This is a genomic window from Roseateles sp. 22389, from assembly GCF_052044995.1.
Taxonomy (GTDB): Bacteria; Pseudomonadota; Gammaproteobacteria; order Burkholderiales; family Burkholderiaceae_C; genus Roseateles.
Genome location: NZ_JBQEOF010000010.1, coordinates 185,966 through 202,164, shown reverse-complemented (window position 1 = coordinate 202,164; position 16,199 = coordinate 185,966). Strand labels below are relative to the sequence as shown.

Genomic DNA, 16,199 nt, shown 5'->3' with positions numbered 1-16,199 from the left:
TCGTCGACGTGCGACGGTGGTTGGGGACGGCGGGGCATGGGGTTCAGGCGCTTGCCGCCTGTGGCCCCATGCTCCGGCGGCCAACGCCTGAGCCTTGTCAGGCGGAGAGGGGCCGGGCGAGCGTTCGAAGACCCTCACCCCCGCCCTCTCCCGCAAGCGGGAGAGGGAGCCCACAGCGCTGCCCCTTGCCAGCGAGCCATCCCCTCGCCCCCGAGAGGGGGAGAGGGCTAGGGTGAGGGGGCTCTCCCGAGGGAAGCCTTGCGGCGCAAACCGCTCAGCGGCGCCGCTTGGTCGCCCCGCCGAGCAAGCTGCCCAGCACGCCGCGGACGATCTCCCGTCCGACCGAGGACCCGATCGACCGCAGCGCCGACTTGGCCGCGGCCTCGGCCAGCCCCTCGCGGCGACCGCCGCGCGGCCCGGTGCTGCCGAACAGCACGTCCTTGAGGCCACCGAGCATGCCGCCGTCGTCCTCGGCGGGGGCGGGCGCGGGGGCGCCGCCGCGGCCGGTCGTCGGCGCGCGGCGCAGGGCCTGGTCGGCTTCTTCGGCCATCGAGCCGGCGCCGGCGTTGCCGCGCGGCGTGCCGGACTGCGACGGCTGCTGCGCCGCGTCCGCCGTCGCGGCGGCCCGGCCGGTCAGTTTCTCGTAGGCCGACTCGCGGTCGACCTGCTTCTCATAGACCCCCGCGACCAGCGACCCGGCCAGCAGCGCCTTGCGCTGCTCCGGCGTGATCGGGCCGATCTGGCTGCCGGGCGGCAGCACGAAGACCCGCTCGGTGATGCAGGGCCGGCCCTTCTCGTCGAGCAGGCTGACCAGCGCCTCGCCGACGCCCAGCTCGGTGATCGCCATCGCGATGTCCAGGCCCGGCTTGGGCCGCATCGTGTCCGCCGCCGCCTTGACCGCCTTCTGGTCGCGCGGCGTGAACGCGCGCAGCGCGTGCTGCACCCGGTTGCCGAGCTGGCCCAGCACCGTGTCCGGGATGTCCAGCGGGTTCTGCGTCACGAAATACACGCCGACGCCCTTGGAGCGCACCAGCCGCACGACCAGCTCGATGCGCTCGACCAGCGCCGCCGGGGCGTCCTTGAACAGCAGGTGGGCCTCGTCGAAGAAGAACACCAGCTTGGGCTTGTCCAGGTCGCCCACCTCCGGCAGCGTCTCGAACAGCTCTGACAGCATCCACAACAGGAAGGTCGCGTACAGCCGCGGCGCGGCCATCAGCTTGTCGGCGGCCAGGATGTTGATCACACCCAGGCCGTCCGAGGTCTGCATGAAATCGTGGATGTCGAGCATCGGCTCGCCGAAGAACTTGTCGCCGCCTTGGGCCTCGATCTGCAGCAGGCCGCGCTGGATCGCGCCGACGCTGGCGGCCGAGACGTTGCCGTACTGGGTCGTGAACTCGCTGGCGTTCTCGCCGACGTGCTGCAGCATCGCGCGCAGGTCCTTCAGGTCCAGCAGCGCCAGGCCGTGGTCGTCGGCGATCTTGAAGACCATCTGCATGACGCCGGCCTGGGTCTCGTTCAGGCCCAGCATCCGCGACAGCAGCAGCGGCCCCATGTCGGAGACGGTCGCCCGCACCGGATGGCCCTGCTCGCCGAAGACGTCCCACAGCGTGGTCGGGCAGGCGATCGGGGCCGGCGGCGAGATGCCGCGTTCCTTCAGCACCGCCAGCAGCTTGGTCGACGGCGCGCCCGCCTGCGAGATGCCGGTCAGGTCGCCCTTGACGTCCGCCATGAAGACCGGCACCCCCATCTGGCTGAAGGATTCGGCCAGTTTCTGCAGGCTGATCGTCTTGCCGGTGCCGGTCGCGCCGGTGATCAGGCCGTGCCGGTTGGCCAGCGCCGGAAGCAGCTGGCATTCGGTGTCGCCGTGGCGGGCCAGCAGGATCGGGTCGGCCATGCGGAAGTCTCCAGAGGCAAAAAGCTAAAATCGCAGTCTAACGAAGCATCAACAGCGCCGGCCCGGAGTTTTTCCGGGCCGTCGTTCATAGGAGAACGAGGACATGGCAGGGCATTCCAAATGGGCCAACATCCAGCACCGCAAGGGCCGCCAGGACGAGAAGCGCGGCAAGGTCTGGACCCGTCTGACCCGTGAAATCATCGTCGCCGCGCGCACCGGCGGCGGCGACATCACCATGAACCCCCGCCTGCGCCTGGCGATCGAGAAGGCCAAGGCCGCCAACATGCCGGCCGACAACATCAAGCGCAACGTCGACAAGGCCACCGGCAACCTCGACGGCGTGACCTACGAGGAAATCCGCTACGAAGGCTACGGCATCGGCGGCGCTGCGATCATCGTCGACTGCATGACCGACAACCGCGTGCGCACCGTCGCCGAGGTCCGTCACGCCTTCAGCAAGTACGGCGGCAACCTGGGCACCGAAGGCTCGGTGGCCTTCCAGTTCAAGCACTGCGGCCAGCTGGTCTTCGCGCCCGGCACGTCCGAGGACAAGGTCATGGAGGTGGCACTGGAAGCCGGCGCCGAGGACGTCCTGACCGACGACGATGGCGCCATCGAGGTGCTGACCGCCCCTGGCGACTATGAAGCGGTGAAGAACGCGCTGGAGGCCGCCGGCCTCAAGCCCGAGATCGCCGAGGTCACCATGCGGGCCGAGAACACCATCGACCTGGCCGGCGACGACGCCGCGCGCATGCAGAAGCTGCTCGATGTCATCGAGGACCTGGACGACGTCCAGGAGGTCTATCACAACGCGAGCCTGTCCGAATGAAGGTCCTGGTCCTTGGCAATGGTGGCCGCGAGCACGCGCTGGCCTGGCGGCTGGCGCAGGGCGAGCGCGTCACGCAGGTGTTCGTGGCCCCCGGCAACGGCGGCACCGCGCGCGATCCGCTCCTGAAGAACGTCCCGATCACCGACGTGAAGGCGCTGGCCGACTTCGCCGTCGAGCAGAAGATCGCGCTGACCGTGGTCGGCCCCGAGGCCTTCCTGGCCGCCGGTGTCGTCGACGAGTTCCGCGCCCGCGGCCTGCGCATCTTCGGCCCCACCAAGGCGGCCGCGCAGCTGGAGAGCTCCAAGGCCTTCGCCAAGGAGTTCATGAAGCGCCACGGCATCCCGACCGCCGCCTACGAGACCTTCAGCGACGCGACCCGGGCGCATGCCTATGTCGACGCGCAGGGCGCGCCCATCGTCATCAAGGCCGACGGCCTGGCGGCGGGCAAGGGCGTGGTCGTGGCGATGACGCTGGCCGAGGCGCATGAGGCGATCGACTGGATCCTGGCCGACAACAAGCTGGGCGTGGTCCACAACGAGGGCGGCGCGCGCGTCGTCATCGAGCAGTTCCTCGAAGGCGAGGAAGCCAGCTTCATCGTGCTGTGCGACGGCCGCAACGTCCTGCCGCTGGCCACCAGCCAGGACCACAAGCGCCTGCTCGACGCCGACCAGGGTCCCAACACCGGCGGCATGGGCGCGTACTCGCCGGCGCCGGTGGTGACGCCCAATGTCCATGCCAAGGTGATGCACGAGATCGTCATGCCGACGATCCAGGGCATGGCCCGCGACGGCACCCCGTTCACCGGTTTCCTCTACGCCGGCCTGATGATCGACGCGCACGGCCAGCCGCGCACCGTCGAGTTCAACACCCGCATGGGCGACCCCGAGACCCAGCCGATCATGATGCGGCTCAAGAGCGACCTGTTCGAGGTGCTGATGCACGCCACCGACGGCACGCTGGACCAGGTCGAGCTGCAGTGGGATCGTCGCGCGGCGCTGGGCGTCGTGATGGCCGCCAGCGGTTATCCGCTGTCGCCGCGCAAGGGCGATGCGATCACCGGCCTGCCCGAGGACGGTGAGGACGCGATGGTCTTCCATGCCGGCACGACGCTGCGCGAGGACGGCCAGCTCGTCACCAGCGGCGGCCGCGTGCTGTGCGTGACCGCGCTGGGCGAGGCGGTGCGCCATGCCCAGCAGCTGGCCTACCAGACCGCGCAGTCGATCCAGTTCGACGGCAAGCAGTACCGCCAGGACATCGGTTATCGCGCCATCAAGCGCTGAAGCCGGTCCACTGCCTTTCCTCGCCGCTGCCCATCTTGAGCCTCGACTTGCCGCAGACCCTCGACGCCCGCCCCGCGGACGGCGAGGCGCGCGCCCTGCCGCGCCGCTGGACCGGCGCGCTGACGCCGATGCCGCGCGGCAGCGCGCTGGCGCGGGCGGTGCTGCGCCTCTTCGGCTGGCGCATCGTCTGCCAGGGCCTGCCGGCGCGGCAGGGCGTGGTGATGGTGTACCCGCACACCTCCAACTGGGATTTCCCGGTCGGCGTACTGACGAAATGGAGCCTGGGTTTCGAGCTCCGGTTCTGGGCCAAGGACAGCCTGTTCAAGCTGCCACTGGTCGGTCACTGGATGCGCGCGATCGGCGGCGTGGCGGTGAACCGGCGCTCGGCCAACGGGCTGGTCGGCGACACCGTGCGCCAGATGCTCGACGCCAAGTCGCGCGGCGAGTCGTTCTGGCTGATCGTCGCGCCCGAGGGCACGCGCGGCTACGTCGACCACTGGAAGTCGGGTGCGTACCACGTGGCCGTGCAGGCCGGCGTGCCGGTGGGGCTGGCGTCGTTCGACTTCGCGACGAAGCAGGTGATCTTCACCGACTTCGTCGAGCTCAGCGGCGATCCCGCGCGGGACCTGGCGCTGTTCGCGCAGGTGCTGCAGGGGCGCCAAGGCAAGCGGCCCGACCAGGCCGGCCTGATCCGCTTCAAGCCCAATGAGGGCGCGCCCCGGGCGCGCCAGGACGGAGATTCCCGATGAACACGCAGTTGGTGCGCGACTACCTGCTCGGCCTGCAGCAGCGGATCGTCACGACGCTGGAGCGCCTGGACGGCCAGACCTTCATCAGCGATGCCTGGCAGCGCGAGCCCGGCGGCCGCCTGGAGGGCGACGGTCTGGTGCGCCTGATCGAGAACGGTGCGGTGTTCGAGCGCGGCGGCGTCAATTTCTCGCATGTGCGCGGCCGGGTGCTGCCGCCGTCGGCGACGGCCCACCGGCCCGAGCTGGCCGGATCGCCGTTCGAGGCGATGGGCGTCTCGCTGGTGATGCACCCGCACAACCCGTTCGTGCCGACGGTCCACATGAACGTGCGCATGTTCGCGGCGCTGCCCGCCGACCGCGATCCGGTCGTCTGGTTCGGCGGCGGCATGGACCTGACGCCGTACTACGGCTTCGAGCGCGACGCGCAGCACTTCCACCGCACCTGCCGCGCCGCGCTGGAGCCGCATGGCCAGGACCTCTATCCGCGCTTCAAGCAGTGGTGCGACGAGTACTTCCATCTGAAGCACCGCAACGAGCCGCGCGGCGTCGGCGGCATCTTCTTCGACGACTTCGCCGAGGGCGGCATCGACAACGCCTTCGGCCTGCTGCAGTCGGTGGGCGATGCCTTCCTGCCGGCCTACGAGCCCATCGTCGAGCGCCGTCACGGCCTGGCCTACGGCGAGCGCGAGCGCGACTTCCAGGCCTACCGCCGCGGACGCTACGTCGAGTTCAATCTCGTCTTCGACCGGGGCACGCTGTTCGGACTGCAGTCGGGCGGGCGCACCGAATCGATCCTGATGTCGATGCCGCCGGTGGCGCGCTGGCGCTACGACTGGCAGCCCGAGGACGGCACGCCCGAGGCCCGGCTCTACACCGACTTCCTCCGCCCGCGCGACTGGGCCGACGAGGTGCCGACGCACCTCTGGTTCTGAAGGGTCCCGAGTGAGCAGCAGCCATTCGAACCGCGCGCGACAGGTCGGATGGTTCGGCGGGTCGTTCGATCCGGTGCATCGCGCCCACCTGGCGCTGGCGCACGCGGCGCTGGACCAGCTCGCGCTGGACGAGGTGCGCTGGATCGTCGCCGGGCAGCCGTGGCAGAAGTCGGGCCGCCGGATGGCCGGCGCGGCGCACCGGGCCGAGATGGTCCGGTTGACGGTCGCAGGCGAGGGCGGCGATCCGCGTTTCGTCGTCGACGATCGCGAGATCCGGCGCGCCGGGCCGAGCTACACGCTCGACTCGGTGCGCGAGTATCAGCAGGAACGGCCGGGCGACGGGCTCTGGCTGATCCTGGGACAGGACCAGCTGGCCGGCTTCCCGAGCTGGAACGGCTGGGAGGAACTGGTCGAGCGCATGGGGCTGGCGGTGGCCGCCCGCGCGCAGGACGAGGTGAGGGCGCCGGCGGCGCTGCTGGAGCGGCCGCATCGGCTGGTCCGGCTGGTGATGCCGGCGCTGCAATGGTCATCCACCGAGGCCCGCCGACTGGCGGCCAAGGGCGCTGACGTGAGGCCCGTGGTGGGCGACGAGGTGGCGGGGTATATTGCCCGGCACCGTCTCTACAGTGAGAACTGAATGGACATCAAGAAACTGGAACGTGCCATCGTCGATGGTCTGGAGGATGTGAAGGCGCAGGACATCCTGGTCTTCGACACCGAGCGCCTGTCGCCCCTGTTCGAGCGCGTGATCATCGCGTCGGGCACGAGCAACCGGCAGACCAAGGCGCTGGCGTCCAGCGTGCGGGAGACGGTCAAGAAGCGCGGCATGCAGGTCATGCGCACCGAGGGCGAGGACAACGGCGAATGGATCATCGTGGACTGCGGCGCGGCCGTCGTGCACCTGATGCAGCCGGCGATCCGCCAGTACTACCACCTCGAGGAAATCTGGGGCGGCAAGCCGGTCAAGCTCAAGCTGGGCAACAGCGGCACGAAGCTGGTGAAGGCGTCCGAGCCGATGGACGACGAGGACGAGGACGCGCCCAAGGCGAAGAAGGCCGCCAAGTCGGCGAAGAAGCCGGCCAAGGCCAAGTCCGCCGACGGCGAGGCCGTCGCGACCGCGTCGAAGAAGGCGCCCACGCGCGCCACCGGCACCAAGTCCGCCGCGGCCAAGACCACGGGCGCGAAGACCGCCGCCAAGACCGCGGCGAAGAAGGCCCCCGCCGCGAAGGCCGCCGCGACCAAGACCGCCGCCAAGGCGCCGGCGAAGAAGACAACGACCGGCGCGACCGCCGCCAAGACCGCGCGCAAGCCCGCGGCGAAGAAGGAAGTGGTCGAGACGGTGAAGGTCGGCAGCAAGAAGCCGGCGGTGAAGAAGCTGTCGCCCAAGGTCGCCGCCGCCAAGCCGGCTGCCAGACCGGCGGCCAAGAAGGCGGCCGCCAAGCCCGCGGCCAAGAAGACGACGGTGAAGACCGGCACGAAGTCCAAGGCCAAGGCCTGACCCCGTGCGGCTGGTGCTGTGCGCGGTCGGCCAGAAGATGCCGGCCTGGGCCGATGAGGCCTATGAGGATTTCGCCAAGCGCTTCCCGCCGGAGATGCGGCTGGAGCTCAAGGCGGTGAAGGCGGAACCGCGCACCACCGGCAAGTCGACCGAGCAGTTGATGGCGGCCGAGGCCCAGCGCCTGGACGCCGCCTGCCCGAAAGGGGCGCGGCGCGTGGTGCTCGACGAGCGCGGCGAGCGGGTCACCAGCAAGCAGCTCGCGCAGCGGCTGGAGACCTGGCGCGGCGACGGCCGCGATGTCGCGATCTTCATCGGCGGCCCCGACGGCCTGGACGACAGCATCAAGTCGCGCGCCGACGAGAAGCTGCGGCTCTCCGACCTGACCCTGCCGCACGCGTTCGTGCGCGTGCTGCTGGCCGAAGGCCTCTACCGCGCCTGGTCCGTGATGGAAGGGCATCCGTATCACCGCGAGTGAATCGCCCATGTCCGACGCCACTTCCGCCACCTCGGCCACCTCCGCCGCATCCGCCGCATCCGCCGCTGCCTTCGACTTTCTCTACCTCGCCTCCCAGAGCCCGCGCCGCCGTCAGCTGCTCGAGCAGATCGGCGTGCGCCACGAGCTGCTGCTGCCCGGCGCCGACGAGGACGCGGAGGCGCTGGAGGCGGTGATCGATGGCGAATCGCCGGACGACTACGTGACCCGCGTCACCGCCGCGAAGCTGCAGGCGGCGCTGCGCCGCCGCGCGTCGCGCGGCCTGCCGCCCGCGCCGGTGCTGTGCTCCGACACGACGGTCGCGCTGGGCGAGCTCATCCTGGGCAAGCCGGACGACGCGGACCATGCGGCGGCGATGCTCGCCCGCCTCTCCGGCCGGACGCACCGGGTGCTGACCGCGGTCGCGCTGGGGCTGCCGGACGGGCGCGTGCTCAGCGACGTCAACGTGTCGCAGGTGCGCTTCGCCGAGATCGGCCAGGACCGGCTGCGGGCCTACGTGGCCTCGGGCGAGCCGATGGGCAAGGCCGGCGCCTATGCGATACAAAGTCAGGCCGCGACCTGGATCGAACACATCGCCGGCAGTTATTCGGGCATCATGGGCCTGCCGTTGTTCGAAACGGCCCGGTTGTTGCGGGAGGGCGGCTTCGAGGTCTGAGGCCGACGCGAGGACCGGAGACCCCCGGCAGGCGATCCGGAAGGCGACTCGAGCGTTGCCGCCAGCCCCGAGGCTGACGAGAGCGCTGGAGCACAAGAACATGGAAGACATCCTGATCAACTGGACCCCGCAGGAGACGCGGGTGGCCGTGGTCGAGAACGGGGCCGTGCAGGAACTGCACATCGAGCGCACGCTGGAACGCGGCCTCGTCGGCAACGTCTATCTCGGCAAGGTGGCGCGGGTGCTGCCCGGCATGCAGTCCGCCTTCATCGACATCGGCCTGGAGCGGGCGGCCTTCCTGCACGTGGCCGACCTGCACCTCAACGGCGTGAGCCCGCGCGGCCATCACGGCGAGAGCGGCCAGGCGACCCCGATCGAGCGCCTCGTCTACGAGGGCCAGGCCTTGACCGTGCAGGTCATCAAGGATCCGATCGGCACCAAGGGCGCCCGGCTGTCGACGCAGATCTCCATCGCGGGCCGGCTGCTGGTGCACCTGCCGCAGGACAACCACATCGGCATCTCCCAGAAGATCGGTTCGCCCGAGGCGCGCGACGCGCTGCGCGCGCGCATGCAGACGCTGGTCTCGGCCGGCGTGCAGGACGGCAACACCGGCGGCTTCATCCTGCGCACCAATGCCGAGGAGGCGAGCGATGAGGAACTCGGCGCCGACATCGCCTACCTGCGCAAGACCTGGGCGTCGATCCGCGAGAAGTCGCTGCGCCTGCCGCCCGGCAGCCTGCTGTTCCAGGACCTGAGCCTGGTCGAACGCGTGCTGCGCGACCTGGCCAGCGAGCGGACCAACTCGATCCGCATCGACGCCAAGCTGCAGTACGACGTGGTGCGCCAGTTCGGCGAGACCTACATGCCGGCCGCCACGGCGAAGCTGGAGCTGTACCGGGGCGAGCGGCCGATCTTCGACCTGAACAACATCGACGCGGAGATCGCCCGGGCGCTGGCGCGGCGGGTGGACCTGAAGTCCGGCGGCTACCTGATCATCGACCAGACTGAGGCGATGACGACGATCGACGTGAACACCGGCGGCTTCGTCGGCGCGCGCAACTTCGACGACACGATCTTCAAGACCAACCTCGAGGCGGCCGGCGCGATCGCGCGGCAGCTGCGCCTGCGCAACCTGGGCGGCATCATCATCGTCGACTTCATCGACATGACCCGCGAGGAACACAAGACCGCGGTGCTGCAGGAGTTCCGCAAGCAGCTCAACCGCGACCGCACCAAGGTGACGGTGGGCGGCTTCACGCAGCTGGGCCTGGTCGAGCTGACGCGCAAGCGCACCCGCGAATCGCTGGCCCGCATGCTCTGCGAGCCGTGCCCCACCTGCGAGGCCCGCGGCCAGGTCAAGACCGCGCGCAGCATCTGCTACGAGATCATGCGGGAGATCCTGCGCGAATCGCGGCAGTTCAATCCCAGGGAGTTCCGCGTGGTCGCGGCGGCCAACGTGGTGGAGATGCTGCTCGACGAGGAAAGCCAGCACCTGGCCGGGCTGTCGGACTTCATCGGCAAGCCGATCTCACTGACGGCCGAGCCGACCAACCAGACCGAGCATTACGACATCGTCCTGATGTGAGCCGTCGCGGCCCAGCCGCGCGTCGCCAGGAGCTGGGCCGGCCGCAGGGGCCAGGGCACGGTGGTGAGGCCTTCGTCGAAACCGCAGCAGGCCAGGGCCGCCGCCTGGTGCGCGGGCAGGGCGGCCGCGTGGTCGTGGACCAGTCCGGCGCAGGCCGCGGCGGCCGCCAGCGCCGCGTTGCGCACGCCCATCGGGGAATGCTCCAGATAGGCCAGCGTTGACGGGGTGAGGCGCTCGTGGACCTCGACGAAAGCCAGCCGCGACAGCGCTGGCGTCATGCAGTGCGGGTCCAGGTCGTCGGGGCCGAGCGGGTGGCCCAGTTGTCGCAAGGTCGCGAACAGCGCGTCGCGCAGGCGCAGGCCGCCGTGGCGGGCTTCATCGGACAGCATCCGCATGCCGGGCGCCAGGGCGCTGCTGTCGACCCGGAAGCTGCGGAACATCAGCAACCCGGCCAGGCGCGCGGCGCCGAGGATCTGCGTCGGCGCGTGGGCCAGGCCGTCGTCCCCGACGAGCTGCGCCCGGACCAGACGGTGGAGGTGGGCCGAGGCGGCGATGAAATGCTTGTAGGCGGTGCTGGTCATCGGGCGGTTCGTGTCGACGGCAAGGGCTGGGAAGGTGACGAACCGCGAAGTCTGGGGAGTTGGCCCCGGGCCAGCCATGGCCGAAGTTGAGGCCAGTGGCTTCGAGCAACCCGCATCGAGGGAGGGCACCCACCTGCATGGGCTGGCGCGCCGCTTGCCGACCGCTTTGCCCTTTGTAACCTCGCCGATTCGTAACAACCGCACAGGCCTCGGGCACAATCGGGCCTCCATTCGTTCCGCAAGCCGATGAGCACCAAGACGATTGCCTCCCCCTCCGCTCTTCTTCCTCAAGGCATGGGCGCGCTGACGCGCCGCGGACTGCTCGGTGGCCTGGCCGCCGGAGTGGCATTGCCTTCGCTGGCCCAGTTCCGGGTGGAGATCGCCGGTGTCGGCGCCACCCGGCTGCCGATCGCGATCAGCGACTTCAACAACGAGTCGGCCACTGGCCAGCCGCTGGCGGCGATCATCCGCGCCGACCTCGAGCGCAGCGGCCAGTTCAGCATCGTGCCCGGCCAGGCCGGCATGACCGAGACCTCCCAGCCCCAGTTCGTCGACTGGCGCGCACGCGCCGCCGACGCGCTGGCCGCGGGCTCCGCGACGCGGCTGGCCGACGGCCGCTTCGACGTGCGCTACCGCCTGTGGGACGTCGTCAAGGGGACCGAGCTGGGCAGCGAGAGCGTGCCGGTGGTCGCCGCGGACCTGCGCCTGGCGGCCCACAAGATCGCCGACACCATCTATCAGAAGCTCACCGGCGAGCGCGGCGTCTTCGCGACCCGCCTGGTCTACGTGAACAAGGCCGGCCCGCGTTATTCGCTGCGGGTCTCCGACGCTGACGGCGAGGGCGAGCAGACCGTGCTCAACAGCCCGGAGGCGATCATCTCGCCGGCCTGGTCGCCGGACGGCAACGAGGTGGCCTACGTCAGCTTCGAGTCGCGCAAGGCGGTGGTCTGGATCCAGGACCTGCGCAGCGGCCGCCGTCGCAAGGTCGCCGACTTCCGCGGCACCAACAGCGCGCCGGCGTTCTCGCCCAACGGCCAGCAGCTGGTGGTGACGCTCTCCCGCGAGGGCGGCTCCCAGCTGTACCTGATCAACAAGGACGGCTCCGGCGCCAAGCGCCTGACGCAGACCTCGGCCATCGATACGGAAGCGACCTTCTCGCCGGACGGCGCGCAGATCTATTTCGTCAGCGACCGCGGCGGCGCCCCGCAGATCTACCGCATGCCCGCCGGCGGCGGCAGCGCGGAGCGAGTGACCTTCAGCGGCAACTACAACATCAGCCCGTCGATCAGCCCGGACGGCCGCACGCTGGCCTACGTGACCCGCGTCGGCGGCGGCACCTTCAAGCTGTGCGTGATGGACCTGGCCGGCGGCCAGGTGCAGCAGATCACCGACACCAGCGACGACGAGAGCCCGAGCTTCGCGCCCAACGGCAAGCTGATCGTCTACGCGACCCGCTCCGGCGGCCGCGACGTGCTGATGACCACCACGCTCGATGGCAAGGTCAAGGCCAAGCTCGCCACGCCCGGGGTTTCCGACATCCGCGAGCCCGCCTGGGGCCCGTTCGGGAACTGAGCGGCGCAGGTGCCGGCCTTGCGTCCTGTCGAGAATCCCGAGGCTTTCGCAACGCCGGGCACATGGATTGCCTACGTTGGCGTCGCGCTTCGCCCGCCGCGTGCGAGCCATGAGCGCGACGTGTCGGACGACTGGCCGCCCGCGCGGGCCTGCCTCGCGGACCTGTCGGCCGATGCTTCACAATTGCTGTTTCCTGCGGCTTCACCGGCGGCGTAGTCCTACCGCCATGTCCTGCCCGTAACCCCCGCCCGCTTTGACCCATAGGAGCGTATGCCCATGAAAATCGAAAAACTGATGCTTGGCCTGGTGGCCGCGGCAGCCCTGACCGCCTGCAGCTCGACCAAGCTGGACGAGCCGGCCCCGGTCGAGAACAAGACCCCGACGCAGACCACCGCCCCGACCCCGCCGACCACCGACAACGCCGGCCAGCGTCCGGTGCAGACCGTGGATCTGGGCGCCCAGCTGGACGCCGCCGTGTCCAACCAGCGCGTCGTGTATTTCGACTTCGACAGCTTCGTCGTCAAGGACGAATACCGCTCGCTGATCGAGAACCACGCCAAGCGCCTGAACAACAAGAAGACGCTGGCGCTGAGCCTGGAAGGCCATGCCGACGAGCGCGGCGGCCGCGAGTACAACCTGGCTCTGGGCCAGAAGCGCGCTGAAGCCGTCGCCAAGTCGCTGACGCTGCTGGGCGTGGCCGCCAACCAGGTCGAGCCGGTGAGCTTCGGCAAGGAGCGTCCGGCCGACACCGGCCACAACGAGGAAGCCTGGGCCAAGAACCGCCGCGTCGAGCTGCGCGACAAGTAATCCGGTGACATGAGCATGCTGCGACCCCTCCGTTCCTTCCCCTCTTCGCCGACGGCCGTGGCGCGTGCCACGCTGCTCGGCGTGCTGCTGGCGCTGAGCGCCGCCGGTCCCGCCCGGGCCGCGCTGTTCGAGGACGACGAGGCCCGCAAGGCCATCCTCGACCTGCGGACCAAGATGGCGCAGAACGAGGAGTCGCAGCGTGCCCGGATCTCGGACCTGCAGAACCAGCTCGAGACCGCCCGGCGCGGCCTGCTGGACCTGTCCGGCCAGATCGAGGCGCTGAAGTCGGACCTGGCCCGCATGCGCGGCCAGAACGAGCAGCTGGCGCGCGACCTGTCCGATACCCAGCGCAAGGTGGCCGACCAGTCGGCCACGCTCGACAACCGGCTGCGCCCACTGGAGCCGCAGAAGGTGTCGCTGGACGGCAAGGAATTCCAGGCCGATCCGGAAGAGAAGCGCCAGTTCGATGCCGCGATGGGCCTGATCCGCCGCGGCGACTTCAATGAGGCGGTGTCCGCCTTCACCACCTTCCTGACCCGGTTCCCGGCGAGCGGCTATTCCGATTCGGTGCGCTTCTGGCTGGGCAATGCCCAATACGGCAAGCGCGACTACAAGGGCGCGATCGCGACCTTCAAGGCCTTCGTCGCCGCCAATCCGGATCACCCGCGCGCCGCGGAAAGCCTGCTGGCGATCGCCAACTGCCAGATCGAGCTCAAGGACACCAAGAGCGCCCGCAAGACGCTGGACGACCTGCAGAAGGCCTATCCCGGCAGCGAGGCGGCCCGGGCCGCCAAGGAACGCGCGGCCGGCCTGCGCTGAGCCGCGCTCCCGGGCGCGACCATCGTGAGCCTTGACACCGGGCACGGCCCCCTCGACCTGGAAGCGGACGCCGAGCGCCGCTTCGGCGGCCTGCGCCGGCTGCATGGCGAGCGCGACTACGCACGGCTGCGCGCCGCGCGCTTCTGCGTCGTCGGCCTGGGCGGCGTGGGCTCCTGGGTGGTCGAGGCGCTGGCCCGCATGGGCGTGGCCCGCCTGGTGCTGGTCGACCTGGACCATGTCGCCGAATCCAACATCAACCGCCAAGTGCAAGCCCTGGGCAGCACGCTGGGCATGGCCAAGGCCGAGGCGCTGAAGCAGCGCATCGCCGACATCCATCCGGGCTGCGAGGTCCTCACCATCGAGGATTTCGTCGACGACCAGAACTGGCCCGCGCTGCTGGGCGACGTGCAGGTGGACGGCATCGTCGACGCCTGCGACCAGGTGCGCGCCAAGGCGCGGATCGCGGCCTGGGCGAGGGCGCTGCAGCTGCCGCAGGTCTGCATCGGCGCGGCCGGCGGCAAGCATCGGCCGCAGGACGTCGAGATCCTGGACCTGGCCGAGACCACGCACGATCCGCTGCTGGCCAATCTGCGTCAGCGGCTGCGCAAGTTCCATGCGGCGCCGCGCGCCGGGAAGATCGGCGTGACCTGCGTGTTCTCGCGCGAGCCGGTCACCCGGCCCGAGGGCGTGGCGGCCTGCGACCTGGACGCCAACCTGAATTGCCATGGCTATGGCTCGAGCGTGGCGGTCACAGCCGGCTTCGGCATGGTCGCGGCGGCGGAGTTGGTGCGGCGTTATTTGAAGGCGCTTGCGCGGCCGCAAAAATCCGTCCTATAATCTGAGGCTCTGCTGAGGGGCAAACACCTCGAAGCGACGTAGCGGAGGTCGGGGCAACCCGGCCTTCACTGCTTGAAGTGCGGCTTCGGGTCGTTAGCTCAGTCGGTAGAGCAGCGGACTTTTAATCCGTTGGTCGCAGGTTCGAATCCTGCACGACCCACCACCCACTTCGGATGGTTTTCTTGGGGGCTCTTAGCTCAGTTGGTAGAGCAGCGGACTCTTAATCCGTTGGTCGAAGGTTCGAATCCTTCAGGGCCCACCAACCGATCCTTGTCGGATCGTCGACATGAAAATCGCAACTCGCGTGCGATTCCTGGACGACGAAACGAAGTCAGCGAGGATTCGGTGCCAAGCGGACTGAATATCTGACATAATCGCCGCTTCGCCGGATTCAAGAGAATCCAGCGGAACGAAAAGATTCTCGGGCTCTTAGCTCAGTTGGTAGAGCAGCGGACTCTTAATCCGTTGGTCGAAGGTTCGAATCCTTCAGGGCCCACCAAATTCGCTCCGACATCGAATCACGCGCTGAATCGATCCCGGAGCCGCCAGCAAGGCGTCAAAAAGCGTCAAAAGGCTGCAGCAACCGCTGCAGCCTTTTTTCTTTTCCGCTCGACCGGAAGCTCGCGCCGCCCGGCGATTCAAGCGTGGGCGCGCGCCACGAGTTCCGGCAATTCCGTCGCGACGAGGCTGTGCCGCAACGGAGCCCGGTGTGCGCACTGCGCGCCGAGTCGATGCCGCTCCGTGCCGCGGAGCTTCACCAGCGGCGTGTCCTGGCGGCGCCCCCATCCGAGCAGGGCCAGCATCAACCGCCAACGGCGCCAGCCGGTGCGGGACTGGTAGAAGAAGGCCGAATCCTCCGCCGGCAGCAGATGCATGTTGAAAGGCCCGTCGCGTCGCAGCACGACGCGAGCCGCCACATGCATGACCAGGTAGTGCGGCCCATCGATGCCTGCCAGCAGGGCATCCCGCGCGTCGCCCAGCTGCGCGAGATAGGCGGTCTCGCCGCAGCGCATCGCTTGCCGCAACTCGGCCTCCCAGGCCAGCACGAATCGGTCGCCCGGTGGTGCCGCGAAGCACCAGTTCTCGAGGTAGGGCCAGGCCGCCGGCCCGCCGGCGCCGGCGTCCCCTCCGTTCAGGTGAAAGCCCGCGAAGCCCCGCCGGCGGGTGGCGAGCGCGAGCAGCCAATCCGGCGAGCGCGTCAGGAACACGCTGGCATCGAGCCACAGCCCGCCATGCCGGCCGACCAGCGCGACACGCAACCAGTCCGCTTGCCGATAGGCCGGCCAGGCATCGAAGGCGCGAGGCAGCGGCAGCCCGTCGAGCGCCGCCAGCGCGGTGTCGCGGTGCAGCAGTCGGATCGTGTAGCCGGGCGCGCGGCGCCGCCAGTTCGCCACGCAGGCCGAGACGACCGGGGGAAGGGCGGCGTCATGCCAGTAGCTCCAGATGAGGCGGGGGACCGGGCGTCGGGGCGGCTCGACGAGCGCTCGGCTGGACCAGGTCTTGCGCCGGCCTGGGCTTCGTGCCCACAGGCGGTGGAGGCTGCCGGCGACCGGGCGCATCAGTTGCAGGAGTGCGGCGCAGATCTTGAATTTCATGAGCCTGCATGCTGGGCGAGCGCGCGGCGGCGGGACATGGCCTCGATCGGTCGACCTGGGCGTCCCTCTGACT

At 69.7% G+C, this 16,199-nt stretch carries 16 protein-coding genes and 3 tRNA genes; 16 read left to right on the top strand and 3 right to left on the bottom strand.

From position 1 onward, the window contains the following. Window positions 1–274 precede the first annotated feature (274 nt). Window positions 275–1,894 (bottom strand): helicase HerA-like C-terminal domain-containing protein, encoded by a 1,620-nt coding sequence (locus ACTJKJ_RS15795; RefSeq protein WP_297383874.1) that lies wholly within the window; start codon window positions 1,892–1,894, stop codon window positions 275–277. A gap of 103 nt (window positions 1,895–1,997) precedes the next feature. On the opposite strand from ACTJKJ_RS15795, the gene ACTJKJ_RS15790 reads away from it, so the two are divergent. The 9 genes from ACTJKJ_RS15790 to rng all read left to right on the top strand — a co-directional run bounded on the left by ACTJKJ_RS15790 (window position 1,998) and on the right by rng (window position 9,915). Then, entirely contained in the window at window positions 1,998–2,723 is a 726-nt protein-coding gene (locus tag ACTJKJ_RS15790) for a YebC/PmpR family DNA-binding transcriptional regulator (protein ID WP_091734010.1), read from the top strand. After that, entirely contained in the window at window positions 2,720–4,003 is a 1,284-nt protein-coding gene (purD, locus tag ACTJKJ_RS15785) for a phosphoribosylamine--glycine ligase (RefSeq protein ID WP_183492269.1), read from the top strand. The genes ACTJKJ_RS15790 and purD overlap by 4 nt, the downstream gene beginning before the upstream one ends. Before the next feature lie 47 nt (window positions 4,004–4,050). After that, window positions 4,051–4,752, top strand: coding sequence for a 1-acyl-sn-glycerol-3-phosphate acyltransferase (locus ACTJKJ_RS15780; protein WP_221211001.1), 702 nt, complete (start codon window positions 4,051–4,053; stop codon window positions 4,750–4,752). Then, entirely contained in the window at window positions 4,749–5,684 is a 936-nt protein-coding gene (gene hemF, locus ACTJKJ_RS15775; protein WP_297383869.1) for an oxygen-dependent coproporphyrinogen oxidase, read from the top strand. Before ACTJKJ_RS15780 ends, hemF begins: the two co-directional genes overlap by 4 nt. Window positions 5,685–5,694: 10 nt before the next feature. Then, window positions 5,695–6,321: a nicotinate (nicotinamide) nucleotide adenylyltransferase gene (nadD, locus tag ACTJKJ_RS15770; RefSeq protein ID WP_440821010.1), complete on the top strand. Its 627-nt coding sequence runs from the start codon at window positions 5,695–5,697 to the stop codon at window positions 6,319–6,321. Beyond that, window positions 6,322–7,182, top strand: a complete 861-nt coding sequence (gene rsfS, locus ACTJKJ_RS15765) for a ribosome silencing factor (protein WP_147242437.1) — start codon at window positions 6,322–6,324, stop codon at window positions 7,180–7,182. A 4-nt stretch (window positions 7,183–7,186) separates the two neighbouring features. Continuing rightward, a complete protein-coding gene (gene rlmH / locus ACTJKJ_RS15760; RefSeq protein ID WP_091734000.1) occupies window positions 7,187–7,657 on the top strand; it encodes a 23S rRNA (pseudouridine(1915)-N(3))-methyltransferase RlmH in 471 nt (156 codons plus the stop codon). Window positions 7,658–7,664: 7 nt separating this feature from the next. After that, entirely contained in the window at window positions 7,665–8,330 is a 666-nt protein-coding gene (locus ACTJKJ_RS15755; protein ID WP_440821009.1) for a Maf family protein, read from the top strand. Window positions 8,331–8,430: 100 nt separating this feature from the next. Next, window positions 8,431–9,915, top strand: a complete 1,485-nt coding sequence (gene rng, locus ACTJKJ_RS15750; RefSeq protein ID WP_091733996.1) for a ribonuclease G — start codon at window positions 8,431–8,433, stop codon at window positions 9,913–9,915. Here rng and ACTJKJ_RS15745 read toward each other — a convergent pair. Continuing rightward, the gene (locus ACTJKJ_RS15745; protein ID WP_297383858.1) at window positions 9,894–10,496 is read right to left on the bottom strand and encodes a hypothetical protein; all 603 of its coding nucleotides are present in this window, start codon (window positions 10,494–10,496) and stop codon (window positions 9,894–9,896) included. The genes rng and ACTJKJ_RS15745 overlap by 22 nt on opposite strands. 246 nt (window positions 10,497–10,742) lie before the next feature. Here ACTJKJ_RS15745 and tolB point away from each other — a divergent pair, with 246 nt between their 5' ends. The 7 genes from tolB to ACTJKJ_RS15710 all read left to right on the top strand — a co-directional run bounded on the left by tolB (window position 10,743) and on the right by ACTJKJ_RS15710 (window position 15,030). Next, entirely contained in the window at window positions 10,743–12,068 is a 1,326-nt protein-coding gene (tolB, locus tag ACTJKJ_RS15740; protein WP_297383855.1) for a Tol-Pal system beta propeller repeat protein TolB, read from the top strand. A gap of 276 nt (window positions 12,069–12,344) precedes the next feature. Further along, window positions 12,345–12,875 carry a peptidoglycan-associated lipoprotein Pal gene (gene pal / locus ACTJKJ_RS15735; protein WP_183480897.1) on the top strand — a complete coding sequence of 177 codons (531 nt, stop codon included), beginning with the start codon at window positions 12,345–12,347 and terminating at the stop codon, window positions 12,873–12,875. A gap of 15 nt (window positions 12,876–12,890) precedes the next feature. Further along, complete coding sequence (gene ybgF, locus ACTJKJ_RS15730; protein WP_297383852.1) at window positions 12,891–13,694, top strand: tol-pal system protein YbgF; 804 nt, start codon at window positions 12,891–12,893, stop codon at window positions 13,692–13,694. A 24-nt stretch (window positions 13,695–13,718) separates the two neighbouring features. Further along, window positions 13,719–14,531, top strand: coding sequence for a tRNA threonylcarbamoyladenosine dehydratase (locus ACTJKJ_RS15725; RefSeq protein ID WP_440821008.1), 813 nt, complete (start codon window positions 13,719–13,721; stop codon window positions 14,529–14,531). An 87-nt stretch (window positions 14,532–14,618) separates the two neighbouring features. Continuing rightward, window positions 14,619–14,694: transfer RNA gene (locus tag ACTJKJ_RS15720), tRNA-Lys, on the top strand. A 23-nt stretch (window positions 14,695–14,717) separates the two neighbouring features. After that, a tRNA-Lys gene (locus ACTJKJ_RS15715) sits at window positions 14,718–14,793 on the top strand. Window positions 14,794–14,954: 161 nt separating this feature from the next. After that, window positions 14,955–15,030 (top strand) — tRNA-Lys (locus ACTJKJ_RS15710). A gap of 139 nt (window positions 15,031–15,169) precedes the next feature. Here the strand turns inward: ACTJKJ_RS15710 and ACTJKJ_RS15705 are convergent. After that, on the bottom strand, window positions 15,170–16,126 hold the full coding sequence (locus ACTJKJ_RS15705; protein ID WP_440821007.1) for a glycosyltransferase family 32 protein: 957 nt from the start codon (window positions 16,124–16,126) through the stop codon (window positions 15,170–15,172). Window positions 16,127–16,199: the final 73 nt, after the last annotated feature.